The sequence below is a fragment of the Virgibacillus dakarensis genome (assembly GCF_900155625.1).
Classification (GTDB): Bacteria; Bacillota; Bacilli; order Bacillales; family Amphibacillaceae; genus Lentibacillus_C; species Lentibacillus_C populi.
On the sequence record NZ_LT732554.1, the window covers coordinates 863,905 to 890,613 of the forward strand.

Annotated in this window: 16 protein-coding genes, 3 rRNA genes, 1 pseudogene and 1 other annotated feature; of the genes and pseudogenes, 19 read left to right on the forward strand and 1 reads right to left on the reverse strand. The window is 43.3% G+C overall.

All coding sequences use genetic code 11. The features are described 5' to 3' along the window. Position 1 precedes the first annotated feature (1 nt). The 7 genes and pseudogenes from dusB (at position 2) to CZ382_RS13875 (ending at position 9,944) form a co-directional block, all read left to right on the forward strand. A pseudogene (dusB, locus tag CZ382_RS13845) lies at positions 2 to 987 on the forward strand (tRNA dihydrouridine synthase DusB). Positions 988 to 1,147: 160 nt separating this feature from the next. Further along, positions 1,148 to 2,629: a lysine--tRNA ligase gene (gene lysS / locus CZ382_RS13850; RefSeq protein WP_088051794.1), complete on the forward strand. Its 1,482-nt coding sequence runs from the start codon at positions 1,148 to 1,150 to the stop codon at positions 2,627 to 2,629. A 439-nt stretch (positions 2,630 to 3,068) separates the two neighbouring features. After that, positions 3,069 to 4,631: ribosomal RNA gene (locus CZ382_RS13855) — 16S ribosomal RNA — on the forward strand. Between the two features lie 230 nt (positions 4,632 to 4,861). Then, positions 4,862 to 7,884: ribosomal RNA gene (locus tag CZ382_RS13860) — 23S ribosomal RNA — on the forward strand. A gap of 175 nt (positions 7,885 to 8,059) precedes the next feature. Continuing rightward, a 5S ribosomal RNA gene (gene rrf, locus CZ382_RS13865) occupies positions 8,060 to 8,175 on the forward strand. The 16S, 23S and 5S rRNA genes sit together here, the layout of an rRNA operon. A gap of 379 nt (positions 8,176 to 8,554) precedes the next feature. Then, positions 8,555 to 9,376, forward strand: a complete 822-nt coding sequence (locus CZ382_RS13870; RefSeq protein ID WP_088051795.1) for a DUF6597 domain-containing transcriptional factor — start codon at positions 8,555 to 8,557, stop codon at positions 9,374 to 9,376. A 127-nt stretch (positions 9,377 to 9,503) separates the two neighbouring features. Beyond that, on the forward strand, positions 9,504 to 9,944 hold the full coding sequence (locus CZ382_RS13875) for a VOC family protein (RefSeq protein WP_088051796.1): 441 nt from the start codon (positions 9,504 to 9,506) through the stop codon (positions 9,942 to 9,944). A gap of 392 nt (positions 9,945 to 10,336) precedes the next feature. Here CZ382_RS13875 and CZ382_RS13880 read toward each other — a convergent pair whose 3' ends face one another. Next, complete coding sequence (locus tag CZ382_RS13880; protein WP_088051797.1) at positions 10,337 to 10,954, reverse strand: NUDIX hydrolase; 618 nt, start codon at positions 10,952 to 10,954, stop codon at positions 10,337 to 10,339. Between the two features lie 1,236 nt (positions 10,955 to 12,190). Here CZ382_RS13880 and ltrA point away from each other — a divergent pair. The 12 genes from ltrA (at position 12,191) to CZ382_RS13945 (ending at position 26,709) form a co-directional block, all read left to right on the forward strand. Then, complete coding sequence (gene ltrA / locus CZ382_RS13890) at positions 12,191 to 13,489, forward strand: group II intron reverse transcriptase/maturase (RefSeq protein WP_088049344.1); 1,299 nt, start codon at positions 12,191 to 12,193, stop codon at positions 13,487 to 13,489. Between the two features lie 364 nt (positions 13,490 to 13,853). After that, positions 13,854 to 14,552, forward strand: coding sequence for an MgtC/SapB family protein (locus CZ382_RS13895; protein WP_088051798.1), 699 nt, complete (start codon positions 13,854 to 13,856; stop codon positions 14,550 to 14,552). Between the two features lie 305 nt (positions 14,553 to 14,857). Next, a complete protein-coding gene (locus CZ382_RS13900) occupies positions 14,858 to 15,325 on the forward strand; it encodes a CtsR family transcriptional regulator (protein WP_088051799.1) in 468 nt (155 codons plus the stop codon). Between the two features lie 29 nt (positions 15,326 to 15,354). Then, the gene (locus tag CZ382_RS13905; RefSeq protein ID WP_088051800.1) at positions 15,355 to 15,891 is read left to right on the forward strand and encodes a UvrB/UvrC motif-containing protein; all 537 of its coding nucleotides are present in this window, start codon (positions 15,355 to 15,357) and stop codon (positions 15,889 to 15,891) included. Further along, a complete protein-coding gene (locus CZ382_RS13910) occupies positions 15,888 to 16,952 on the forward strand; it encodes a protein arginine kinase (protein ID WP_088051801.1) in 1,065 nt (354 codons plus the stop codon). Before CZ382_RS13905 ends, CZ382_RS13910 begins: the two co-directional genes overlap by 4 nt. Before the next feature lie 20 nt (positions 16,953 to 16,972). After that, positions 16,973 to 19,399, forward strand: a complete 2,427-nt coding sequence (gene clpC / locus CZ382_RS13915) for an ATP-dependent protease ATP-binding subunit ClpC (RefSeq protein WP_088051802.1) — start codon at positions 16,973 to 16,975, stop codon at positions 19,397 to 19,399. A 186-nt stretch (positions 19,400 to 19,585) separates the two neighbouring features. Beyond that, on the forward strand, positions 19,586 to 20,959 hold the full coding sequence (gene radA / locus CZ382_RS13920) for a DNA repair protein RadA (protein ID WP_088051803.1): 1,374 nt from the start codon (positions 19,586 to 19,588) through the stop codon (positions 20,957 to 20,959). Between the two features lie 196 nt (positions 20,960 to 21,155). Beyond that, on the forward strand, positions 21,156 to 22,253 hold the full coding sequence (locus CZ382_RS13925; protein ID WP_088051804.1) for a PIN/TRAM domain-containing protein: 1,098 nt from the start codon (positions 21,156 to 21,158) through the stop codon (positions 22,251 to 22,253). A gap of 176 nt (positions 22,254 to 22,429) precedes the next feature. Beyond that, a complete protein-coding gene (gene gltX, locus CZ382_RS13930; RefSeq protein WP_088051805.1) occupies positions 22,430 to 23,899 on the forward strand; it encodes a glutamate--tRNA ligase in 1,470 nt (489 codons plus the stop codon). A 43-nt stretch (positions 23,900 to 23,942) separates the two neighbouring features. Then, positions 23,943 to 24,161, forward strand: a binding site (T-box leader). A gap of 98 nt (positions 24,162 to 24,259) precedes the next feature. Further along, positions 24,260 to 24,928: a serine O-acetyltransferase gene (cysE, locus tag CZ382_RS13935; RefSeq protein ID WP_188725420.1), complete on the forward strand. Its 669-nt coding sequence runs from the start codon at positions 24,260 to 24,262 to the stop codon at positions 24,926 to 24,928. Further along, a complete protein-coding gene (cysS, locus tag CZ382_RS13940) occupies positions 24,909 to 26,321 on the forward strand; it encodes a cysteine--tRNA ligase (RefSeq protein WP_088051806.1) in 1,413 nt (470 codons plus the stop codon). The genes cysE and cysS overlap by 20 nt, the downstream gene beginning before the upstream one ends. Continuing rightward, complete coding sequence (locus CZ382_RS13945; RefSeq protein WP_088051807.1) at positions 26,311 to 26,709, forward strand: Mini-ribonuclease 3; 399 nt, start codon at positions 26,311 to 26,313, stop codon at positions 26,707 to 26,709. Before cysS ends, CZ382_RS13945 begins: the two co-directional genes overlap by 11 nt.

The following is a 26,709-nucleotide window of genomic DNA, read 5'->3' on the forward strand; positions in this document are numbered from 1 at the left end:
AATGTACCAAATAGGTGATATTACGATTCCGAACCGTGTTGCATTGGCACCAATGGCTGGTGTCTCAAACTATGCATTCCGGCTGACTGTCAAGGAATTCGGTGCGGGGCTTGTTACAGCAGAAATGGTCAGCGGTAAAGGGATCGTCAATAAAAATGAAAAAACAATGAAGATGCTTTTTATAGATGAAGAAGAGATGCCGATGAGTCTGCAGATTTTCGGTGGTGATAAAGATTCACTGGTTGAGGCTGCCCAATATGTTGACCAACATACAAATGCCGCTATTATTGATATAAATATGGGCTGCCCTGCCCCTAAGGTTACCAAAATAGAAGCAGGATCCTATTGGCTGTTAGACCCGGAGAAAATATATCAAATGGTATCTGCTGTTGTTGCAAATGTTGCTAAGCCGGTTACGGTTAAGATGTGGACAGGATGGGATGAAGATCATATTTATGCAGTAGACAATGCCAAAGCGATTGAAGCCGCCGGAGCTAGTGCTGTCGCATTACACGGCCGGACGAGAAAGCAAATGTACGAGGGTTATGCGGATTGGGATATTATTAAGCAAGTAAAACAAGCTGTCAACATTCCTGTTATTGGGAATGGGGATATTGACAGTCCGCAGATTGCGAAACAACGTCTTGATGAAACAGGAGTTGATGCGGTCATGATTGGGCGTGCGGCTTTGGGAAACCCATGGATTGTTTACCAAACAGCTAAGTATTTGGAAACAGGAGAACTAATTGATAATCCGACACCGAAAGAAAAAATAGCAGTATGCTCGCTTCATATGGAACGATTAATCAAAAAGGTGAGCGTGTAGCAATTATGGAAATGCGTAAGCACGCTGCATGGTATTTAAAGGGACTAAAGGGCAATGGTAAGGTAAGGTCTCGCATCAATCAAGTGGAAACAAGGGAAGAATTATTGGAAATTTTATATACGTATGCCCAGGAGTTGGAAGCGGCTATAAAGGCATCGTAAATCTGTATGATTGACACTGCCTGCTGATTTTTCTATACTAATAACGATGAGAGACCCTGCCAGTGGCTTGCTGGCAGCTTTTTGTTTTATCGTAAAATGATCTATTTTTATATAATCTTGATTTATTAGCTACGACAGTAAAATAATTGGAGTGATGACGGTGACAGAGGAACTAAACGATCATATGCGGGTCAGACGGGAAAAGCTTGATGCTTATCGTGCACAGGGAATTGATCCATTTGGCGGTAAATTCAATCGGACTGATTTTGCCGAAAAGCTAATTGAAAAGTACGATCAATTTTCTAAAGAAGAGCTTGAGGAAAAGACGGACAAGGTTACAATTGCAGGACGAATGATGACAAAACGCGGAAAGGGAAAAGCAGGATTCGCACATTTACAGGATTTAAGTGGGCAGATTCAGATATATGTGCGGAAAGATTCCATTGGCGAAGAAGCTTATGAAATATTTAAATCGACTGACTTGGGTGATATTGTCGGTGTAACAGGCGTCATGTTTAAAACAAAAGTAGGTGAATTGTCCGTTAAAGCAACTGAATTTCAATTACTGACAAAATCATTACGTCCTTTGCCGGAAAAATATCATGGACTAAAGGATGTTGAACAACGTTACCGTCAGCGCTATTTAGATTTGATTACCAATTTAGATAGCCGCGAGACATTCGTATTGCGAAGTAAAATTATTCAATCCATGCGCCGTTATTTAGATGGCAATGGATTTTTAGAGGTTGAAACACCAATGATGCATGGAATACCGGGTGGCGCAGCAGCACGTCCGTTTGTCACCCATCATAATGCATTGGATATACCACTGTATATGCGTATTGCAATTGAATTGCATTTGAAGCGATTAATTGTTGGCGGTATGGAAAAAGTTTATGAAATTGGTCGTGTATTCCGTAATGAAGGTGTATCAACACGCCACAACCCGGAATTCACCATGATGGAATTGTATGAAGCATACGCTGACTTCCACGATATTATGACATTAACGGAAAATATGATTGCTCATATTGCGAAGGATGTATTAGGAAAAACAACAATAATTTATGGGGATGAAGAAGTTTCGCTGGAACCGCAATGGAAGAGACTGCACATGGTTGATGCAGTAAGAGAATACACTGGCGTAGACTTCTGGACGCAAATGAGTGATGAAGATGCCCGAAGCTTAGCAAAAGAACATGGGATCGAAATTAAAGAGACCATGACATTCGGTCATGTCGTAAACGAATTTTTCGAACAACGGGTCGAGGAAAAGTTAATTCAGCCAACATTTATTTATGGTCATCCGGTCGAAATTTCACCATTGGCAAAGAAGAATAAAGAAGATGACCGATTTACCGATCGTTTTGAATTGTTTATTGTTGGCCGCGAGCATGCGAATGCCTTTAGTGAACTAAATGATCCGATTGATCAGCGTGAGCGCTTTGAATCACAATTAAAAGAACGAGAACAAGGAAATGATGAAGCACACCTAATGGACGAGGACTTCTTGGAGGCATTAGAATATGGAATGCCGCCAACTGGTGGGCTTGGTATTGGAATGGACCGGCTTGTTATGCTGCTGACAAATTCACCGTCTATCCGTGACGTGCTCCTATTCCCACAAATGCGGAATAAGTAATATGGTTTTAGTGTATATTGCCAGATGACCTGCTGATAAGATGAGTTGCTCCATCTTATTTAGTAAGATCATCTGGTTTTTTGCTAGAGAGCCTTCTGTTTAGATTGGATTTATTTTTTCCATTCACTTCCTCTTGCGTTTAGGGAATAATCGTGGTAAATTAGTAAACGTTGCGCTGCTGATGCAGCAAAAACATATTTCCAAACCTAAAAAAAAGTTATTGACAAATGCTTGTTAGGTTGATATAATGATCAAGTCGCCAAAATTAGAGCGACAAAACATTTGCTCTTTGAAAACTGAACAAAACAACCAGTATGTGAACGGATGTCAGCAGTCAGAAGCCGGAGGTCAGATTCCGATGAAGTGCTTTTGACACTGAAATCAATTTTTGAAGCTAAGACATTTCATAAGATTAATTGGTGTTAGTCTTATACAAACTTTTTTGGAGAGTTTGATCTTGGCTCAGGACGAACGCTGGCGGCGTGCCTAATACATGCAAGTCGAGCGCGGGAAGCAAGCGGAATCCTTCGGGAGGACGCTAGTGGAACGAGCGGCGGACGGGTGAGTAACACGTGGGCAACCTGCCTGTAAGATCGGGATAACTCCGGGAAACCGGGGCTAATACCGGATAATACTTTTTCTCGCGTGGGGAGAAGTTGAAAGATGGCTTCGGCTATCGCTTACAGATGGGCCCGCGGCGCATTAGCTAGTTGGTAGGGTAACGGCCTACCAAGGCAACGATGCGTAGCCGACCTGAGAGGGTGATCGGCCACACTGGGACTGAGACACGGCCCAGACTCCTACGGGAGGCAGCAGTAGGGAATCTTCCGCAATGGACGAAAGTCTGACGGAGCAACGCCGCGTGAGTGATGAAGGTTTTCGGATCGTAAAACTCTGTTGTGAGGGAAGAACAAGTACCGTTCGAAGAGGGCGGTACCGTGACGGTACCTCACCAGAAAGCCCCGGCTAACTACGTGCCAGCAGCCGCGGTAATACGTAGGGGGCAAGCGTTGTCCGGAATTATTGGGCGTAAAGCGCGCGCAGGCGGTCTTTTAAGTCTGATGTGAAATCTCGCGGCTCAACCGCGAGCGGTCATTGGAAACTGGAGGACTTGAGTGCAGAAGAGGAGAGTGGAATTCCACGTGTAGCGGTGAAATGCGTAGAGATGTGGAGGAACACCAGTGGCGAAGGCGACTCTCTGGTCTGTAACTGACGCTGAGGTGCGAAAGCGTGGGGAGCGAACAGGATTAGATACCCTGGTAGTCCACGCCGTAAACGATGAGTGCTAGGTGTTAGGGGGTTTCCGCCCCTTAGTGCTGAAGTTAACGCATTAAGCACTCCGCCTGGGGAGTACGGCCGCAAGGCTGAAACTCAAAAGAATTGACGGGGGCCCGCACAAGCGGTGGAGCATGTGGTTTAATTCGAAGCAACGCGAAGAACCTTACCAGGTCTTGACATCCTCTGCTAGCGCTAGAGATAGGGTGTTCCCTTCGGGGACAGAGAGACAGGTGGTGCATGGTTGTCGTCAGCTCGTGTCGTGAGATGTTGGGTTAAGTCCCGCAACGAGCGCAACCCTTGATCTTAGTTGCCAGCATTCAGTTGGGCACTCTAAGGTGACTGCCGGTGACAAACCGGAGGAAGGTGGGGATGACGTCAAATCATCATGCCCCTTATGACCTGGGCTACACACGTGCTACAATGGATGGAACAAAGGGCAGCGAAGCCGCAAGGTGAAGCAAATCCCATAAAACCATTCCCAGTTCGGATTGCAGGCTGCAACTCGCCTGCATGAAGCCGGAATCGCTAGTAATCGCGGATCAGCATGCCGCGGTGAATACGTTCCCGGGCCTTGTACACACCGCCCGTCACACCACGAGAGTTGGCAACACCCGAAGTCGGTGAGGTAACCATTTGGAGCCAGCCGCCGAAGGTGGGGCCAATGATTGGGGTGAAGTCGTAACAAGGTAGCCGTATCGGAAGGTGCGGCTGGATCACCTCCTTTCTAAGGATAACTACGGAACGTGAAAGAGTCATCTTTCATAAGCCATACTGGGTTGTTTGGTTCAGTTTTGAGAGAGCGAATGCTCTCAAAGGAACTTCTGTTAAAAGCCGTCACGTCCTGTGACGAACACAGAAGTCACCACATCCTGTGGAACTTGTACCTTGAAAACTAAATAAGAGAAAGACAAACAACGACATCAAACGTAATAGCGTTTTTAGAGCTTAGAAAATAGTTAAGTGAAGAAGGGCGCACGGTGGATGCCTTGGCACTAGGAGCCGAAGAAGGACGGGACTAACACCGATATGCCTCGGGGAGTCGTAAGTAGACTGCGATCCGGGGATTTCCGAATGGGGGAACCCATTGCTCGTAATGGAGCAGTACCTGTATCTGAATACATAGGATACAGGAGGCAGACCCGGGGAACTGAAACATCTCAGTACCCGGAGGAAGAGAAAGCAAACGCGATTTCCTGAGTAGCGGCGAGCGAAACGGAATCAGCCCAAACCAAAAGGCTTGCCTTTTGGGGTTGTAGGACACTCCACCAGGAGTTATCAAGAAATGTGTTAGACGAATCGATCTGGAACGATCAGCCAAAGCAGGTAAGAGCCCTGTAGTTGAAAAGGCATTTCCTCCGGAGTGGATCCTGAGTACGGCGGAACACGTGGAATTCCGTCGGAATCCGGGAGGACCATCTCCCAAGGCTAAATACTCCCTAGTGACCGATAGTGAACCAGTACCGTGAGGGAAAGGTGAAAAGCACCCCGGGAGGGGAGTGAAAGAGAACCTGAAACCGTGCGCTTACAAGTAGTCGGAGCACATTGATGTGTGACGGCGTACCTTTTGTAGAATGGACCGGCGAGTTACGATCGTATGCAAGGTTAAGTGGAAGACACGGAGCCGCAGCGAAAGCGAGTCTGAACAGGGCGAATGAGTATGCGGTCGTAGACCCGAAACCGTGTGATCTACCCATGTCCAGGGTGAAGGTCAGGTAACACTGACTGGAGGCCCGAACCCACGTATGTTGAAAAATGCGGGGATGAGGTGTGGGTAGGGGTGAAATGCCAATCGAACACGGAGATAGCTGGTTCTCTCCGAAATAGCTTTAGGGCTAGCCTCAAGGATAGCGAGTACTGGAGGTAGAGCACTGATTGGACTAGGGGCCCTCACCGGGTTACCGAATTCAGTCAAACTCCGAATGCCAGCTACTTCCCCTTGGGAGTCAGACTATGGGTGATAAGGTTCATAGTCGAAAGGGAAACAGCCCAGACCGCCAGCTAAGGTCCCTAAGTATACGTTAAGTGGAAAAGGATGTGGCGTTGCCCAGACAACCAGGATGTTGGCTTAGAAGCAGCCATCATTTAAAGAGTGCGTAATAGCTCACTGGTCGAGTGACACTGCGCCGAAAATATACCGGGGCTAAACGTATCACCGAAGCTGCGGATTGTTCCGATGGAACAATGGTAGGAGAGCGTTCCAAGTGCTGCGAAGTCAGACCGTGAGGACTGGTGGAGCGCTTGGAAGTGAGAATGCCGGTATGAGTAGCGAAAAAAGAGTGAGAATCTCTTTCACCGAATGCCTAAGGTTTCCTGAGGAAGGCTCGTCCGCTCAGGGTTAGTCGGGACCTAAGCCGAGGCCGAAAGGCGTAGGCGATGGACAACAGGCAGATATTCCTGTACCACCTCATGACCGTTATGTAGCGATGGGGAGACGCAGTAGGATAAGGAAAGCGCACCGATGGATGTGTGCGCCCAAGCAGTAAGGGAGCTGGATAGGCAAATCCGTTCAGCAATCTCAAGCTGTGATGGGGAGTGAACATGAGTAGCGAAGTTCCTGATTTCACACTGCCAAGAAAACCCTCTAGCGAGGTCACAGGTGCCCGTACCGCAAACCGACACAGGTAGGCGAGGAGAGAATCCTAAGGTGATCGGGAGAACTCTCGTTAAGGAACTCGGCAAAATGACCCCGTAACTTCGGGAGAAGGGGTGCTTCATTTACATGGAGCCGCAGTGAATAGGCCCAAGCGACTGTTTAGCAAAAACACAGGTCTCTGCGAAGCCGAAAGGCGAAGTATAGGGGCTGACACCTGCCCGGTGCTGGAAGGTTAAGGGGAAGCGTTAGTACCTTCGGGTGCGAAGCGCAGAACCGAAGCCCCAGTAAACGGCGGCCGTAACTATAACGGTCCTAAGGTAGCGAAATTCCTTGTCGGGTAAGTTCCGACCCGCACGAAAGGTGCAACGACTTGGGCACTGTCTCAACGAGAGACCCGGTGAAATTATACGATGCGTGAAGATGCGCATTACCCGCGACAGGACGGAAAGACCCCGTGGAGCTTTACTGTAGCCTGATATTGCATGTTGGTACAGCTTGTACAGGATAGGTGGGAGCCTTAGAACCCGGAGCGCCAGCTTCGGTGGAGGCACCCGTGGGATACCACCCTGGCTGTACGGACATTCTAACCCAGGACCGTCATCCGGTTCGGAGACAGTGTCAGGCGGGCAGTTTGACTGGGGCGGTCGCCTCCTAAAAGGTAACGGAGGCGCCCAAAGGTTCCCTCAGAATGGTTGGAAATCATTCGTAGCGTGTAAAGGCAGAAGGGAGCTTGACTGCGAGACCTACAAGTCGAGCAGGGACGAAAGTCGGGCTTAGTGATCCGGTGGTTCCGCATGGAAGGGCCATCGCTCAACGGATAAAAGCTACCCCGGGGATAACAGGCTTATCTCCCCCAAGAGTTCACATCGACGGGGAGGTTTGGCACCTCGATGTCGGCTCATCGCATCCTGGGGCTGTAGTCGGTCCCAAGGGTTGGGCTGTTCGCCCATTAAAGCGGTACGCGAGCTGGGTTCAGAACGTCGTGAGACAGTTCGGTCCCTATCCGTCGTGGGCGCTGGAAGTTTGAGAGGAGCTGTCCTTAGTACGAGAGGACCGGGATGGACACACCGCTGGTGTACCAGTTGTTCCGCCAGGAGCATAGCTGGGTAGCTACGTGTGGCAAGGATAAGTGCTGAAAGCATCTAAGCATGAAGCCACCCTCAAGATGAGACTTCCCACTTCCAGAGGTCAGAGTTCAGAAGCCAGAAGTCAGAGAAAAAGCTTTGGCTGGGAAGGTTCAGGATGAATGAATCCGACCTCCGGTTTCTGACATCTGACCTCTGGAAGGTAAGATCCCTCAGAGACGATGAGGTAGATAGGTTCGAGGTGGAAGCGTGGTGACACGTGGAGCTGACGGATACTAATCGATCGAGGACTTAACTATAACCATCTAATCTGATTTCGTTGCTTGTGGATCTCTTATTTAGTTTCCAAGGTATAAAATATATGAAAAAGGACTTGCATTTTTCTAGAGAAGTGCATATAATATATCTTGTCCTTGATTTTAACCCATAAGGAAGTTCTGTTAAGCATATTGTGATCACGGAACACCCTATATGTCTGGTAGCAATAGCGGAGAGGTCACACCTGTTCCCATGCCGAACACAGTAGTTAAGCTCTCCAGCGCCGATGGTAGTTGGGGCTTTGCCCCTGCAAGAGTAGGACGCCGCCAGGCTAGAGAAAATAGCTGTAATGCAATTAGTGCATTACAGCTATTTTGTTTTGACAAAGGTATTTACAATTGCTCTTTATCTATTTGGAATATAGTAGCACTTCATCATGAAGATTATGCTAATTGATTTTTGCTAACTAAGAGTAAATCACACAGGATTTTCTCAACAAATAAGCCAAATTGCTGACTAGGAATGTTAAGCTAGCGGGAGTAGTATTTAATCATTCTATTTAATATTTGCACTTATTTTTTTCTGTAAAAATCCCTTTCATTAGTGTTTCGAAGGATAGCTCTGCAACGAACAGTTTAAAAAATTCATGTTTTGAAGTAAACTGTAAATAAGGTATGTGTTTTTTAGAATCAATTGAAGGTAGTGATCGCCGTGGCCCTTTTTCGTGTATACAAGCCTCAGCCACCCTTGTCAGCTTTTATACATATTTTTTGGTTATACAAAGGCTACCACCCGTCCCATGAAATGGAGCGTGTCCTACCGGATGGCTCTATGGAATTGGTTATTAATCTTGAAGATGACTTGATTAAGGTATACGATCAAGAGAATCATGACCGGTTCAAAAGTTTTCGTGGGAGCCTGATCTCCGGCCCGCATTCAGACTTTGCTGTTATCGACACAGCATGTCAAGCATCAACAATTGGGGTTCATTTTAAGCCTGGTGGTGCATTTCCATTTTTTAAATTGCCAGTTAATGAATTGCGCAATGAGCACGTGTCGTTGGATACACTTTGGGGGGCAAAAGCGACGGATATACGAGAACAATTACTTGAGGCAGAAACGCCGGTTGCCAAATTTAGAATTCTTGAACACTGCTTAGTGGAGATGATAACTAAAGACTCGGTACACCATCCCGCAGTTGTATTCGCACTAAAGAAATTTCAGGCTTTCCCTCATCAGCGGAAAATTGCTGATGTGACTGAACAAATCAGTTTGAGTTCACGGCGATTTATTCAGGTATTCAAGGAAGAAGTCGGATTGACACCTAAACAATTCACCCGTATTCAACGCTTTCAGAATGTGCTTCGGCTCATCAAAGGTGAAAAGCAAGTCGATTGGACAGATATTGCTTTTAACTGCGGTTATTATGACCAGGCACATTTTATCCGCGATTTCCAATCTTTTTCCGGTCTTAGTCCAACAACATACCATTCGCATCAAGGTAAACAACAAAATCATGTTCCGCTTGGTTAATGTTAATAGGGTCATTTTTTTACAATACAACGCCTTCCAACCTGACTTAGAATATATTTGATGCAATAGTTCCAGTAATACTTTTGGAATGAACGCATCTAAATTAACTATATTGGAGGAATGTTTCATGACACCTGACACAAAGGCCATTCCTAAAGGTCATCATGCTGTGACACCATACATGATTACCAAGGGGGCAGTCGATGCCATTACGTTTTACAAAAAGGCGTTCGGAGCCACTGAATTAATGCGTCTAACTGACGACAGTGGAAAGGTTCGGCATGCAGAGATCAAGATTGGAGATTCACCAATCATGATCGTTGACGAGTTTCCGGAATACCCTATTATGCAGAGCCCGCAGTCTCTTGGAGGAGCTACGATGCATATATTTCTTTATGTTGAGGACGTGGATGCAATTTTTGCCCAAGCTATTGATGCAGGCGCAAAGGAACTAGAGCCTGTGGAAGAACATTCTGAAGGTGATCGACGCGGAGGAATAATGGATCCTTTTGGACACATTTGGTGGATTGCGACACATGTAAAGGACGTACCACTTGAGGAACTGTAGCAACCTGATTCTGTTGTTGGTTTCTCCCTTCAAGGCCCAGCGACTTCCGCAATCGGGTGCTTTTCTGTAAAAGAAAGGCACCTATTTACATATTCGGATAGGTTTTGTGGAATAGGACCCATGTTGAAATTGATATTTTTTAATTATATGGCACGATTGTTAAAAAGTAGAACAATTTGGTCATAATTCCACACCTTTTCCGATTACCCACTAATAAAAAGTAATGTGAAACCTGAATAAATATAAAAGCAATTCTCCGTACACCTACGAGGAATTAAAGGTAAAGGATACGTTCGGAACATTTTTTAAGGTTGAAGGCCGCATTCTATTGCGACTTAACATGTAAAAGTGTTATGGAATATAGAAAAACGATGTTAGCCCTATAAAATGATTCAATCAAACACAGCGGCCTTATCGGGATTACGTAAAAATTCAAAAAGCATTTTTAGTTGATGTTCGGTATTTCTGCCGGTGGATAATGTCGGCAGATCGTGTTCCGGAAAAAAATTAATGTCCTTTGTTTCAATTCCAGTTTTAGCATTACCGCCGACTATCTTACACCGTATAAATAACTTATAATAGTGATATGGCTGTGGTGGATGGGCATGGTGATTCATGTCCAGAATCGCGAGTAACCTAGTTGCAGTCACATCAAAACCAGCTTCCTCTTTTATTTCCTTTACAGCATTTTCTGATGCAGATAGACCTATATCACAAAATCCACCGGGTAGTGACCATTTATCATCAATTTTTTCTTTTACCATCAAAATTCGGTCCTCTTTAAATACTACTCCACGCACATCTACTTTAGGTGTCTGATATCCTGTTTCATTGGAGAAAAGGTTCATTACCTTTTGAAAGTTGAGTTCTGTGTATTCTGCCATAATTTCGGCACTTATCTCATGTAATTCCAGATATCGCTCCACATCAAATTTATCTTTTGAAAAGGCTAATCCTGACTGAGAAAGGGCTTGTATCCGCTGTGCCCATTTGAGCCATTTATAACTCAACTTTACCCACCTGCTTCCCAATAGCGTTTTTCGCAAATTCCTTTTTAAAAAGATAAGAAACCAACATGGCTCCGCATTCGCGCAGCCACCGTCTATGATGAAAAAGAATTTCTAGCCTGGATAGGAGGTATATCACATTCATTTATTGCCAATACAGTTTAATAACAATACAACAAGGCCGAAAATACTCTGGTGGATCCTGAAAGGGGATACCCTGTATAAGAAACGGGTTGTGACAGTATAGAAGTACCATCTATTGTGACTAGAACACGTATACAAAAGTTTTTCAATAATACTACTGTCATTTGTATTGTTATATTGGTAATGTGGTCATCCTCCATTAACTATAATATAAAGGAGACCCTAACCAAAATTGCTAAATTTGTTCAAAGAAAGGACATAGTATTTTATCTTTAGATCACAAATAAAGCCCGTAGATAATTTAACCCCTTCAAAAAATTGAATGATGAAGGGTCTAGCTTTGTATTGGCTTTTCTCGATAAGTGTTTTCATACAAAAGTATATAAATTTAGGCTCTATTCTGATCTCGGCAGGGTAAGCCACGTCCGGCTCCAGTGCCCAGCGACTAGTGGACTTCCCTCACCTCCGTACGATAAGTCAACATCGGTTCGCTTTTAGCTCACCGTGTTTCCTTTATCTCCTACGGCTCAGTCCAGTCCATACGTCGCTAAACGGGCGCTTGCGCCTTTGGCGTGCCCAGCACGCTGTTAATTGCGAGTTGGTGAAAGTCCAACCCAAGTAAGTACCAAGACGCTTGGTAGCTGACAAGTGACTGGTGGAGAAATCCTAAGGTTGAAGCCTTGTGACAAAGCACACTCAGTAGTGCGAGCAACCTAACAGGTCGTAACATAAAAGTGAATCCTGCCGCCTCGTCAGCAGACCCACACGTGGACAAGGAGAAGTCGATCCTGGCAAAGGAAGGAGAAGACCATGGAAGGTGTCAAGAACTTGGAAGAGCAGCACTGAAGAATCTCTCGGGGTAAGGGGAGCGACATGTTAGGAAAGTAATTAACGGAACTGGGGATACCCTCCTCGGTCACTCTACGGAGTAAAACAGAAACCTATAAGCCGATGGTGAAGTGGTGGAAGGGCTGAGAGGGAGTCGGAGGGGGTCATAGTACCGATGATGACGATGACAACACAACATTGTCTAGGGAAGGACGGCATAAGCCAATACCCTACTTCGTTCACAAGTTTGAAAGGAGGTACGAGTAAGTGAATGCCGGAAAACTGGCTAACTACACCAATGGAAAAGCTCAACGACTCCGATCAACTTTATATCTTTGTGCCAAGGAAAGTCCTACGAGACGATTTCACGCACTATATGATAAGATCTATCGTCCTGATATACTGGCGGAAGCATGGAAAAGAGTCAAATCCAAGAATGGAAGTGGTGGAATCGACAGGCAAACAATCGATGAGATTGTATATGACTATGGGGAAAGGGAATTCTTAAATGAGTTATACCTTGAACTAAAGGAAAATCAATTCCGTCCAAATCCAGTCAGAAGAACCTATATTTCAAAAGGAAATGGGAAAACAAGACCACTGGGAATCCCAACCATTAAGGACAGAGTGGCACAGATGGCAACAAAACTGGTACTAGAACCCATATTCGAAACAGATTTTCAAGATTGCTCGTATGGATTCAGACCAAAACGCAATGCCCATCAAGCCATAGCGAAAATCAAGAAAGCCAGTAAGAAGTCTGCTTGGGTGGTAGATGCCGATATTAAAGGGTATTTTGATAACATCAACCAAGATAAACTGATGAGGCTAGTGAAAATGAGAATTAGCGATAGAAGAGTACTAAAACTCATTCGCAAATGGTTGCGAGCAGGAATCATGGAAGATGGCCATTTTCGTGATTCTGTAACCGGGGTTCCGCAGGGTGGTGTGATCTCGCCACTATTATCGAACATCTATCTAAATGTATTGGACTCACTCTGGAATAAGAAGTTTGCACACCTGGGGCAAATTGTTCGCTATGCAGACGACTTTGTTATTATGTGCTCTACGAAGCAACAAGCGTTGGAAAGTATTCAGGTATTAAGAGGTATCATGAAGAAACTGAACCTTACACTTAGTCCTGAGAAATCAAGGCTTGTCAATATATGGGATAATACAGATGGATTTGACTTCTTGGGACTTCATCACAGAAAATTCCCTATTCTTATTAAAGGCGGTTACAAAATACATGTGATGTCGCACATACCGAGTAAAAAGGCAATGAAGAAAATGCGAGAGAAGATCAAGGAATATGTGGGAAAGAACAATAAATTGTCCCTAGACATAGAAGATCTCATAATAGGGCTGAATCGAAAGCTGCAAGGGTTTAAGAACTACTATCTTACTTCCCCGATAGCTAAGAAATGGCTTAATCGTATCGACTGGTATGTACTTGAACGACTTACAATATTTTGGAACAGGAAACGAAATAAACGCCACAAACACAGTAAAATGGGCGAGGTAATAGAAATGACCAAATATAAATTAGTGAAATTGGCGAGTTAGACAAGTACGTAATGCCAAAGAAAGAAGAACGTCGGAAAGCCGTATGAGGGAAAACCTCATGTACGGTTTGATGAGGGGGAACAGGAAGAGGAATTGCCCTCAAGTCTGGCTTAGTAAGGTGGAAAACCCTGAAACCCGAGGACAAGAAGGCAATATCTAACTCCTGTTTTCTACTCTACTTCGTTCCATCTATATTGTAATTCGATAATACTGATAAAAATCCTTTTCCAATCTTATATTTTTTCTGGAACAATCATATATTTGTAAGCAATGTATGTTTGGAACTGGTGCGTTAACTGTCTATTTTACGAATTTTCCTGTAAAATAAAAGGTCCATCAACAAATTTTAAGGAGGTGCATGCTTATGACAGACTATTTTGACCAGATATTTGGGGACCATTTTCTTTTAATCATGCTGCGTGTTTTTGTTGCCTTGGTATTATCCGGGGTCATTGGCTTTGAACGGGAGCTTAAAAATCACTCAGCAGGCTTTCGCACTCATATATTGGTTGGAATCGGTTCCTGTTTAATGATGTTATTATCATTATATGGATTTGAAGCATACATAGATCGTTACGATAATATCCGTTTTGATCCGACGCGTATCCCTTCCTATGTTATTAGCGGTATTGGTTTTCTTGGAGCTGGAACAATCATTGTTTATGGAGGAACGGTTCGCGGACTAACAACAGCTGCTTCCATTTGGGCAGTAGCAGGTCTTGGGCTGGTTATCGGGATAGGTATGTATGGAACAGCTGTTTTTACAACACTCGTAATTTTGCTTAGTTTAATTTTCCTGAATAACTTTGAAAGGCTATTTCGAAAAGGACGTTCCTCTTCTTTGATTGAAATTGTAGCATTGCCCGATTTGCAAATAAGCAATATTGTATCCATTTTGGAATCGTATCATATAACCATTAAAAAAGTAGAAATTGTCCAAGTCGAAAATAATTTAAGAAGTATTTTTATTAAAGTGAATAAAGATACGGAATTAGATAAAATTTCTTTGTTTGAGGAAATGTCCAGGGTAGAGTTTGTAAAAAATATTAGCGAGAGAAGCTAACGAATAAAGCAAAACATCATTCAGTGGTGGTTTTCGACGCACAGGACGTGACGGTTTTCGCCTGCCCTTCCTCCTCCACCTTTACGTTTTGGTACTCATGCTAAAGGTGGAGGTATTGCAGACCGTTATACGTGATAAAATTTCCGGGATAGTGTGTTTTGATTCTGCTGACATTGTCTAAAATAAATAAGAACAATGTGTTTGCATCTCTGCCAATTTGTCGTATAATAAAAATAAAGTCAAAGATAGTCAAAGTCAAATGCAATAGACATTGGTTCGCATTGAAGGAGAAGGAGGCTTCGCTTATGAGCAACATCTCGGACGTGATTGAGCAATACTTAAAACAAATACTCAAGCAGGCTCAACAGGATGCGATTGAAATTAAGCGCAGTGAAATAGCCGATCAATTCCAATGTGTTCCATCACAAATAAATTATGTGATTAACACAAGATTTACGATTGAAAAGGGGTATATCGTAGAGAGTAAGCGTGGCGGCGGCGGGTATATTCGGATAATGCGTGTGAAACATCAGGAAAAATCTGAACTGATTGATGAAATCATTCAGCTGATTAATCCAACTGTAACGCAACAGGCTGCTCTTGATGTTTTGGATCGGCTATTAGAGGAAAAATTAATTACGGAACGAGAAGCAAAAATCATGTTAAGTGCAATTGGAAGAAATACGTTAGCATTTCAATTGCCGCTTCGTGATGAAGTTCGTGCACGTGTGTTAACAGCAATGCTGACAACATTAAAGTACTTAAACAAATAAAACGTCTCGTGCGTTGGGAGGGGAAATAGATGGAGTGTCAGGAATGTCAAAAACGGCCTGCAACGTTACACTTTACTCAGGTTGTCAACGGAAATAAAATAGAAGTCCATGTGTGTGAAGTTTGCGCCAAGGAAAAAGGATATATGACGTATCCTGAGGAAGGCTATTCATTTCATAATCTGTTAACCGGCTTATTTAATTTTGAACCATCACCAATGAGCAGTCACAGTAATTCTGCATTTACTCAACCAAAAGAATTGCAATGTCCGCAATGCGGAATGACATTTGCTGAATTTAAACGGGTTGGAAAATTTGGCTGTGCATCATGCTATCATACATTTTCTGAGCGATTGGATCCAATCCTGCGCCGGGTTCATAGTGGAAATACCAAACATTTTGGAAAAATCCCCAAACGTCAGGGTGGCGATTTACATGCTAAAAAACAGCTGGAAGATTATAAAGTACAGCTAAAGGCATTGATCGACAAAGAGGAGTTTGAAGAAGCGGCGGAAGTTCGGGATAAAATTAAAGATTTGGAAAAAGAAATGCGGGGTGACCAGTCATGACCTTAGAACACTTCGTCAATAATGCAATAAGTCCTTGGATGCATGATGAAGGGCCTGACAATGATATTGTGCTGAGCAGCCGAATTCGATTGGCACGTAATTTTGCAAAGGTTTCTTTTCCGCTTGCAGCAGAACAGGAAGAGCTTGAGGAAATTCTGCAATTTTTTAAGACAGAATATGCTCATCAGACATTTCAAGAGTATCAGGATTTGGAATTCATCTCAATACCAGAGCTGACACCGACAGAAAAGCGTGTTTTAGTTGAAAAACATCTCATTAGCCCGCATCTGGCAAAACATGCACAAACAGCAGCGGCAGTAATTTCAAAAAACGAGCAGGTCTCCGTCATGATCAATGAGGAGGATCATATTCGTATCCAGCTATATTTTCCTGGACTTCAACTGGATAAGGCCTTGGAAAAAGGGTTTGAATTTGATGATTGGCTGGAAGAAAAAATTAATTATGCGTTTGATGAATCAAGAGGCTATTTGACAAGCTGTCCAACAAACGTAGGAACAGGAATGCGAGCTTCGGTCATGATGCACTTACCGTCATTAACCATTACGAGGCAGATTAACCGGATGATCCCGGCAATTAATCAGCTTGGGCTTGTTGTCCGGGGGATTTACGGTGAGGGTAGTGAAGCGTTAGGTAACATTTTTCAAATTTCCAATCAGATAACACTTGGTAAGTCTGAGCAGGATATTGTCGGAGATTTGCAAGGTGTTGTTAAACAATTGATTGAGCAGGAACGAAATGCAAGAGCCCGATTAATGGAACAATCAGGAAAACGGCTCGAGGATCGGATTTATCGTTCGTATGGTGTTTTGAAATATAGCCGGATTATGGAATCAAAAGAAGCAGCAGGCTGTTTATCAAATGTCCGATTGGGAATTGATTTAGGCTTAATCAAAAATGTTTCCAGAAATATTCTGAACGAGCTAATAATCCTTACACAGCCAGGGTTCCTTCAACAATATGCAAAGAAGAATTTGACTGCTGACGAACGGGATGTACTGCGGGCATCACTTATTCGAGAACGCTTAAAATTGGAAAAATAATAGTGGGAGGAAACTTGCTTATGATGTTTGGACGTTTTACAGAACGAGCGCAAAAGGTTTTGGCGCTATCACAGGAGGAAGCGGTCAGACTTGGCCACAACAATATTGGAACAGAGCATATTTTATTAGGCCTCGTTCGCGAAGGCGATGGAATTGCAGCAAAGGCATTGCAATCATTAGGTCTTGAAGTTGAAAAAATTCAGCAGGAGGTAGAGCAGCTCATCGGGGTAGGGAAACAGGCCATGCAGACGATTCACTATACCCCTCGTGCTAAAAAAGTAGTGGAATTATCACAAGATGAGGCTAGAAAACTAGGGCACTCCTATGTTGGAACAGAACATATATTACTAGGATTAATCCGTGAAGGCGAGGGTGTTGCTGCCCGGGTGTTAAATAACCTTGGTGTCAGTTTGAATAAAGCGCGCCAGCAAGTATTACAGCTGCTTGGCAGTAACGAATCACAAGCTGGGCGGCAGGGAAGAGGTCAATCAGCAAGTGCAAATACACCAACACTGGATTCCTTGGCAAGGGATCTGACAGCGACTGCTAAAGAAGGAAATATTGACCCTGTTATTGGCAGAACGAAAGAAATCGAACGTGTTATTCAAGTATTAAGCCGCCGGACCAAAAATAACCCGGTATTAATCGGGGAGCCCGGTGTCGGAAAAACAGCTGTGGCAGAAGGGCTGGCACAGCAAATAATCAATAATGAGGTTCCGGAAACATTACGCGATAAACGGGTCATGACCCTTGATATGGGGACCGTTGTTGCCGGCACAAAATACCGTGGTGAATTTGAAGATCGTCTAAAAAAGGTGATGGAAGAAATCCGGCAAGCAGGCAATATTATTTTGTTCATCGATGAATTGCATACATTAATTGGGGCAGGTGGGGCTGAAGGTGCAATTGATGCCTCCAATATTTTAAAACCATCACTCTCTCGTGGTGAATTACAATGTATTGGTGCGACGACACTGGATGAATACCGTAAATACATTGAAAAAGACGCAGCGCTTGAGCGCAGGTTTCAGCCGATTCAGGTTGATGAACCGACACTCGAGGAAACCATTCAGATTCTAAAAGGGCTCCGGGATCGTTATGAGGCACATCATCGAGTAACCATTACCGATGAGGCGATCGATGCAGCAGCGAATTTATCCGACCGTTATATAACGGATCGCTTTTTACCCGACAAGGCAATTGATCTAATTGATGAAGCTGGTTCAAAGGTTCGCTTGCGTTCGTATACGGTGCCGCCTAATTTAAAGGAATTAGAGCAAAATCTGGAAGAGATACGCAAGGAAAAAGACGCTGCTGTACAAAGCCAGGAATTTGAAAAAGCTGCATCGTTACGCGATTCGGAACAACGACTAAGGGAAGAGTTGGAGACAACCAAAAATCAGTGGAAAGAAAAACAAGGTCAGGAAAGTTCAGAAGTGACAGTTGAGGATATTGCCAAAGTCGTCTCCACCTGGACTGGGGTACCTGTTTCGAAATTAACGAAGGATGAAAGTGAACGGTTATTGAACATGGAAGCGATTTTGCATAATCGTGTAATTGGTCAGGAAGAGGCGGTTAAAGCAGTGGCAAAAGCAATTCGCAGGGCTCGTGCAGGATTAAAAGATCCAAAACGCCCAATCGGCTCATTTATTTTCCTTGGGCCTACAGGAGTTGGCAAAACCGAACTTGCTCGTGCCTTAGCGGAAGTAATGTTTGCTGATGAAGATGCCATGATTCGGATTGACATGTCGGAGTATATGGAAAAACATGCTACCTCCCGGCTTGTTGGCTCTCCTCCTGGCTATGTCGGCTATGAAGAGGGCGGGCAGCTGACCGAGAAAGTACGCAGGAAGCCATATTCGGTTGTCTTGCTTGATGAAATAGAAAAAGCGCACCCCGAAGTCTTTAATATTTTATTGCAAGTATTAGAGGATGGACGGTTGACCGATTCAAAGGGCCGGGTTGTTGATTTTCGCAATACCGTATTAATTATGACGTCTAACGTTGGTGCAAGTGAACTTAAACGCAATAAATACGTTGGCTTTAACCTCGGTGAAGAAGGCCAGGAATATAAGGACATGAAGTCTAAAGTAATGGAAGAATTGAAAAAGGCATTTCGCCCAGAGTTTTTAAACCGGATTGATGAGACTATTGTATTCCACTCATTAGAGAAAAAACATATGAAAAATATTGTTACTTTAATGGTACAGCAATTGCAGCGCCGGTTAAAGGACCAGGAAATTGACTTTTCTCTTACCGATAAGGCGTTAGAGAAAATAGCAAATGAAGGGTTTGATCCGGAATATGGTGCACGTCCATTACGCCGATCCATTCAAAAAAATGTCGAGGATTTGCTTTCTGAAGAATTACTAAAAGAAACAATTGCGAAAGGCCAAAAAGTAAAAATCGGATTAAACAATAAAGGTGATTTTATCGTTTTAGCTTAGTAAAACAGCCAGCAGGACCCCTCCTTGCTGGCTTATTCTTTAACCTCTGACATCCGGCTTCCGACATCCGACCTCTGTTATGTGGCATAGTTATGAAAAAAAGTTTATAAAATTGATAGATTGCTGTAACTTTGATGTTACGCAATTCGTATATAATATAGGTTAAGCTGAAAGGAATGGATCCCAGTGGCAAAACGCAAGACGAAATTTGTATGCCAGGATTGCGGCTATGAATCGGCAAAATGGATGGGAAAATGCCCAGGCTGCAATCGATGGAACACGTTAGTTGAAGAAGTGGAAGCAACGGGTAACAGAAGTAGTCATGGACTAGCAAGGGATATAAGACAAGCTAGTAAACCGGAAAAGATAACAGCAATTGAGTCACAGAAGGAACCACGTATTACAACCACGATGAAGGAGTTTAACCGGGTGCTTGGCGGCGGAATTGTCCCAGGCTCGCTTGTATTAATTGGCGGTGATCCGGGTATTGGCAAATCTACATTACTGCTGCAAATCTCCTCACAGCTTGCTGAGAAACAACTGCAGGTACTTTATATTTCCGGAGAGGAATCCGGCAGACAAACGAAACTTCGGGCAGATCGTCTAGGAATAACCGCTGATTCATTGTATGTTTTGTCGGAAACAAATTTGTACGACATTGCCAATCACATTGAGAAGATTAACCCGTCGTTTGTTGTAATTGATTCTATCCAGACCATTTTTCGTGAAGAAGTTACGAGTGCACCTGGAAGTGTATCGCAGGTTCGGGAGTGTACAAGTGAGTTAATGAAAATTGCCAAAACAAACGGGGTTCCGATATTTATTGTTGGTCATGTGACCAAAGAAGGAGCGATAGCCGGACCAAGGATGCTTGAGCATATGGTTGACGCGGTTCTTTACTTTGAAGGGGAGAGGCATCATACGTATCGCATATTACGTGGAGTAAAAAACCGCTTCGGCAGTACAAATGAAATGGGAATTTTTGAAATGAAGGAAGCTGGTCTTCGCGAGGTATTAAACCCTTCTGAAATATTTCTGGAGGAACGGTCACATGGTGCTGCTGGCTCTACGGTTGTTGCGTCCATGGAAGGGACAAGACCTGTACTAGTGGAAATTCAGGCGTTAATTTCTCCTTCGAGCTTTGGAAACCCGCGCAGGATGGCCACAGGGGTTGATGCAAATCGTGTCCCTTTATTAATGGCTGTATTAGAAAAGCGTGTTGGATTAATGTTACAGAACCAAGATGCATATATTAAGGTTGCGGGTGGTGTTAAATTGGATGAACCTGCTATCGACTTGGCGATTGCTGTTGCCATTGCTTCCAGTTTCCGTGATCAGCCCACAAAACCGGATGATATTTTTATTGGAGAGGTCGGTTTAACTGGTGAAGTTAGACGTGTTTCCCGCATCGAACAACGTGTACAGGAGGCAGCTAAACTGGGATTTAAACGTGTCATCTGTCCGGAAAATAACTTGGATGGCTGGACGGTACCTAAATCAATTCAAGTTGTTGGCGTCAAAACAGTGCAGGAAGCATTAGAGGAGGGGATGGGGAGGTAGAATTTTCTGAAACTAAAGCAGAATTTAGTAAAATTAAATTGACACTGTCATTTTATTGTGATAAAATTTTATGTTTACCTAATTGACTAGATTTTACAGCTATGCTATTCTTTATTTATTGTTAGTAGCTATAATTCCATTTTTTAGACTAATTTTTTTAAAAGTAGGTAATACTGAGTGGTAGGAGGTGACAGTGGTGCTGAAAAAAATTGTACATTTATTCTTTCTGATTACAGGTGGTACCATTGGGTATTTATATATACCAGATATCATTAAATTATTAGATTTTACGCAAATGGAATGGGTTCTATCACCATACCTGGGGTTAATAACTGGGGCAATTATTTTGTTTCTATTTTCGTTCTTGGTTGCAGATTACATTGTTGACTTTCTAAGGTGGATTGAGGAAGCGCTGGTGAAGATTCCGGTTGATGATTTGTTTTTTGGCAGTCTGGGATTAATAGTTGGTCTGGTAATTGCGTTTTTAATTAATATTCCGTTGACTGATATTAAAATTGATATTGTGTCACAGGTGCTGCCGCTCTTTATAACCATTCTGTTAGGCTACTTTGGGTTTCAGGTTGGTTTTAGGCGCAGGGATGAATTAAAGAATTTATTTAACTATAATCGCAAAGAACGGGACAAAAAACGGGTTGCAGAAGGCGAAGGAACGGAGCAAAGCCAGCCAAAAGCTAAAATATTGGATACAAGTGTGATTATCGATGGACGGATTGCGGATATTTGTCAAACGAGCTTTTTAGAAGGAACGATTGTAATCCCACAGTTTGTTTTAGGTGAACTGCAGCATATTGCGGACTCATCTGATGCCTTGAAACGTAATCGGGGACGCCGTGGTTTAGACGTATTAAATCGTATTCAAAAGGAATTACCGGTAAAAGTTGAAATTTACGAAGGTGATTTTGAAGAAATTCAAGAGGTAGACAGCAAACTGATTAAACTGGCAAAAGTAATCAACGGAATTGTTGTTACGAATGATTTTAATTTAAATAAGGTATGTGATTTGCAAGGTGTTCACGTATTAAATATTAACGATTTGGCAAATGCAGTGAAGCCGGTTGTTCTTCCTGGTGAAGAATTAATGGTGCAAGTGATCAAGGATGGTAAGGAACAGAATCAAGGGATTGCCTATCTGGATGACGGAACAATGATTGTTGTGGAGGAAGGCCGTGATTATATCGGCAAAACGATTGAGGTACTGATCACAAGCGTTTTACAAACTTCCGCAGGCCGAATGATTTTTGCAAAACCAAAATTACTTGAAAAAGCATTATAAAAGAGGTATAACTTATTAAGAATGGAAAAGTGATAACAGTATATGTTATCGCTTTTTGCATTAAAGCGCGTGTTCAAAAAATCGTGTTTATCGTTTGGTGACTTTTTGAACATCCTCTTAAAGCGAAAGTGTTTCATTAAAATAGAATAATCGTAAAACAAGGAAGGGGTCACACTATGACTAATCAAGTTCGTGTTCGTTATGCGCCGAGCCCAACAGGCCATTTACATATTGGGAATGCTAGAACGGCATTATTTAATTATTTATATGCAAAACATTTTGATGGGAAGTTCATTCTTCGTACCGAGGATACAGATCAGAAGCGGAATGTAGCTGGCGGGGAGGAAAGTCAGTTTTATTATTTGAAATGGCTTGGGATCGAATGGGATGAAGGTGCGGATATTGGCGGAGAATACGGACCATACCGGCAAATGGAGCGGCTGGATATATATCAAAAATATATTGATGATTTGCTGGAAAGGGGATTGGCGTATAAATGCTATATGACGGAAGAAGAACTGGAAGCAGAGCGCGAAGAACAACGCGCGAAAGGCCAGGCACCGAAATATTCCGGTGCACATCGTCATTTAACAGCTGAACAGATGGCAGCTTTTGAACAAGCGGGTCGTAAGCCAAGCATTCGTTTTCGTGTTCCGGATAACACAACATATACCTTCCCGGACATGGTTCGCGGTAACATTACCTTTGAATCAAGCGATTTTGGCGATTGGGTTATTGTCAAGAAGAATGGTATCCCGACATACAATTTTGCCGTTGCAATCGATGACCATCTGATGGAAATCACCCATATTTTACGTGGCGAAGAGCATATTTCCAACACACCGAAACAAATGATGATTTATGAAGCATTTGGCTGGGAAGCCCCAAAGTTCGGGCATATGACGCTTATTTTAAATGAAGAGCGGAAAAAACTAAGCAAGCGTGATGAACACATTTTGCAATTTATTGAGCAGTATCGTAATTTAGGTTATTTACCAGAAACATTGTTCAATTTCATTACGTTGCTTGGCTGGTCTCCAGTTGGTGAGGAAGAAATTTTTTCGAAGGATAAGCTGATTGAGATATTTGATCCAGAACGATTGTCGACATCAGCAGCCATTTTTGATCCACAGAAGCTTAAGTGGATGAATAATGAGTATATTAAAGCGTTGGATCTGGAACAGGTTATTGCGTTAACGATGCCATACCTGATTGAGGCTGGCAAGCTGCCTGAAAATATGGATCAGGAAACGCGTATCTGGGCAGAAAAAGTAATTGCGCTATATAAAGAACAGCTTCGGTATGGTGCGGAAATCGTAGAATTGACAGAGCTATTTTTCAAAGAGCATATTGAATACGACGAAGCATCAATGGAAGTTTTACGTGAGGAACAGGTTCCGGAAGTGTTGCAGGTGTTTGCTGATAAGCTGATTCATTTGGATGAATTTAATAAAGACACGATTAAAGCTGAAATCAAGGCTACGCAAAAAGAAACAAAGCATCGCGGGAAAAAGCTGTTTATGCCAATTCGCGTGGCAACAACTGGTCAAATGCATGGCCCGGAGCTGCCAATGGCAATTGAACTGTTAGGAAAAGACGTTGTGTTGGCTCGTCTGGATAAAATTCTTACACAACTTGGAGCTTAATATGTTCACATTCCGCCCAAAATATAATATAGTAATAATACAATATTGAACGTTGATAAGGAGAAGTAAAAAACGTGCTTTTTACCCAGAGAGAATCACCACCGGCTGCGAGTGATTTTAAAAAGTGTTTTTGAAATGCACCTTGGAGTCCGTTATGGAATTAAATGTACATAACGGCGGTACCCTGCCGTTATCAGAAGCTGAAGTTGGGAGAATATATCTTCAAACAGGGTGGAACCGCGCAAGGTGATGCGTCTCTGTGTAATTCATACACAGAGACGCTTTTTTTAATTTGGCAAGGTGTAGGCGGTATTTAACCAGTTGGAAGTAAATTGATATGTCAATCAAGGAGGTGTTTGAATGGGGATATTCAAACGCATGAAAGAGGATATGGATGTCGTTTTTGAACAGGATCCTGCTGCACGGACTTATTTTGAAGTATTTTTAACTTATTCAGGTTTGCATGCAATATGGTCACACCGAATTGCGCATGTTTTTTATAAACGGAGGATGTTTTTTATTGCCCGGGTTATTTCGCAGGTCAGCCGTTTTTTTACGGGGATCGAAATTCACCCGGGAGCCAAAATTGGCCGGCGGTTCTTCATTGACCATGGGATGGGGGTCGTTATTGGAGAGACCTGTGAAATAGGAGATAATGTTACCGTCTTTCAAGGTGTAACGTTAGGTGGAACTGGAAAAGAGAAAGGGAAACGGCATCCGACGGTTAAGGATAATGCATTAATATCAACAGGCGCAAAAGTGTTAGGATCCATTACAATCGGTGAAAGTGCTAAAGTAGGTGGTGGATCTGTTGTGCTGCATGATGTCCCAGACCATTCGACGGTTGTTGGTATTCCGGGAAGGGTTGTTGTGCAAAATGGAGAGAGGGTCCGTCGTGATTTGGACCACCATAAGCTGCCTGACCCTGTCTTGGGACAATGTGAGCATTTGCAGGCGGAGATCGATTCATTGAGAGAAGAAATAGCCAGGTTGAAGGAAGGGAAGCAAAATGCCGATAACTCTTTATAATACGCTGACGCGAAAAAAGGAAGTCTTTAAACCGCTTCAAGCAGGAAAAGTAAGTATGTATGTTTGTGGCCCAACGGTTTATAACTATATTCATATTGGAAATGCAAGACCAGCCATTGTGTTTGACACGGTCAGAAGGTATTTTGAATATCGCGGATTCGATGTTGACTATGTTTTAAATTTCACGGATGTTGATGACAAAATTATTAAAGCAGCAAAAGAAGCTGGTGAAGATGTTCCTGAACTGGCGAATCGTTTTATTGCTGCCTATTTGGAGGATGTTGGTGCACTAGGTGTGAAGCAAGCAACATTAAATCCGCGGGTAACGGAAACAATGGATGATATAATCGATTTTATCGCAACTCTAATAGATAAAGGATACGCCTATAGTGTTGACGGGGATGTGTATTTTAAACCCCGGGCATTTGACGGATACGGGAAATTGTCTCATCAATCGATCGATGAGCTCAGGTCTGGTGCTCGTATTCAGATTGGCGAGAAAAAGACGGATCCACTTGATTTTGCCCTTTGGAAAAAAGCAAAGCCTGGTGAAATCGCCTGGGACGCACCATGGGGAGAAGGGCGCCCGGGCTGGCATATTGAATGCTCAGCAATGGTAAGAAAATACCTTGGGGATACGATCGATATTCATGCGGGTGGGCAAGATCTGGCGTTTCCGCATCACGAAAATGAAATTGCCCAATCAGAGGCGATGACAGGCGAAACATTTGCCAACTATTGGATGCATAATGGGTATATTAATATTAATAACGAAAAAATGTCCAAATCTCTTGGGAATTTTGTTTTAGCCAGGGAATTAATCGAGGCACATGATCCACAGGTTGTCCGGTTCTTTATGCTTAGTGTCCATTACCGCAATCCGATTAATTTTAGTGAAGAGCTTTTAAAAGGTGCGGAAAATAGTTTGGATCGTATTAGAACTGCCTATCTTAATTTAGGACACCGAAAACAAACAAGTATGAACCTGGAAAAAAATAATGATCAGTGGCTGACAAAAATCAGTGAGCTAAGAAAAAGCTTTGAAGCGGAAATGGATGATGATTTTAATACAGCAAATGCAATTTCCGTATTATTTGACTTAACGAAAGTGGCAAATCTCTATTTGGAATCGAACCACACGGCAACCAGTGTCATCGAAGCATTCCAAACATCGATTTGCGATTTACTCGGTATCCTTGGGTTGACAGTTGAGCAAGAAGAGGAACTATTGGACGAAGCTGTCGAGGCCTTAATTCAAGAACGGATTGAAGCAAGAAGAAACCGTAATTTCGAACGTGCTGATGAAATACGCGATACATTGAAGGAAAAGAAGATTATCCTGGAAGATACGCCGCAAGGGACGCGCTGGAAAAGGGGTAACAATGGAAATTGATGTAAAGCAGCTTAAGAGTTTAGCCCTTGCCTATATGGGGGACGCCGTTTATGAGCTGCATGTCAGGGAGCACCTGATTCGTTCAGGTCAGGTGCGGCCCAATCAGCTGCATCAGCTGGCGGTCACGTTTGTAGCGGCAAAGTCACAGGCTGATGTCATTTTACATTGGCTGGACAATACATTTTTAACGGAAACAGAAAAACAAGTAGTATCCCGGGGGCGAAATGCCAAATCAGCATCAGTCCCGAAAAACACAAGTGTACAAACGTATCGATACAGTACTGCATTTGAGGCGTTAATTGGGTATCATTATTTATTGGGAAACAACGAACGATTAACTGAATTACTTACAAAAGCCGTTTTGTTTGTAGAAGAAAGGGGCACTTAG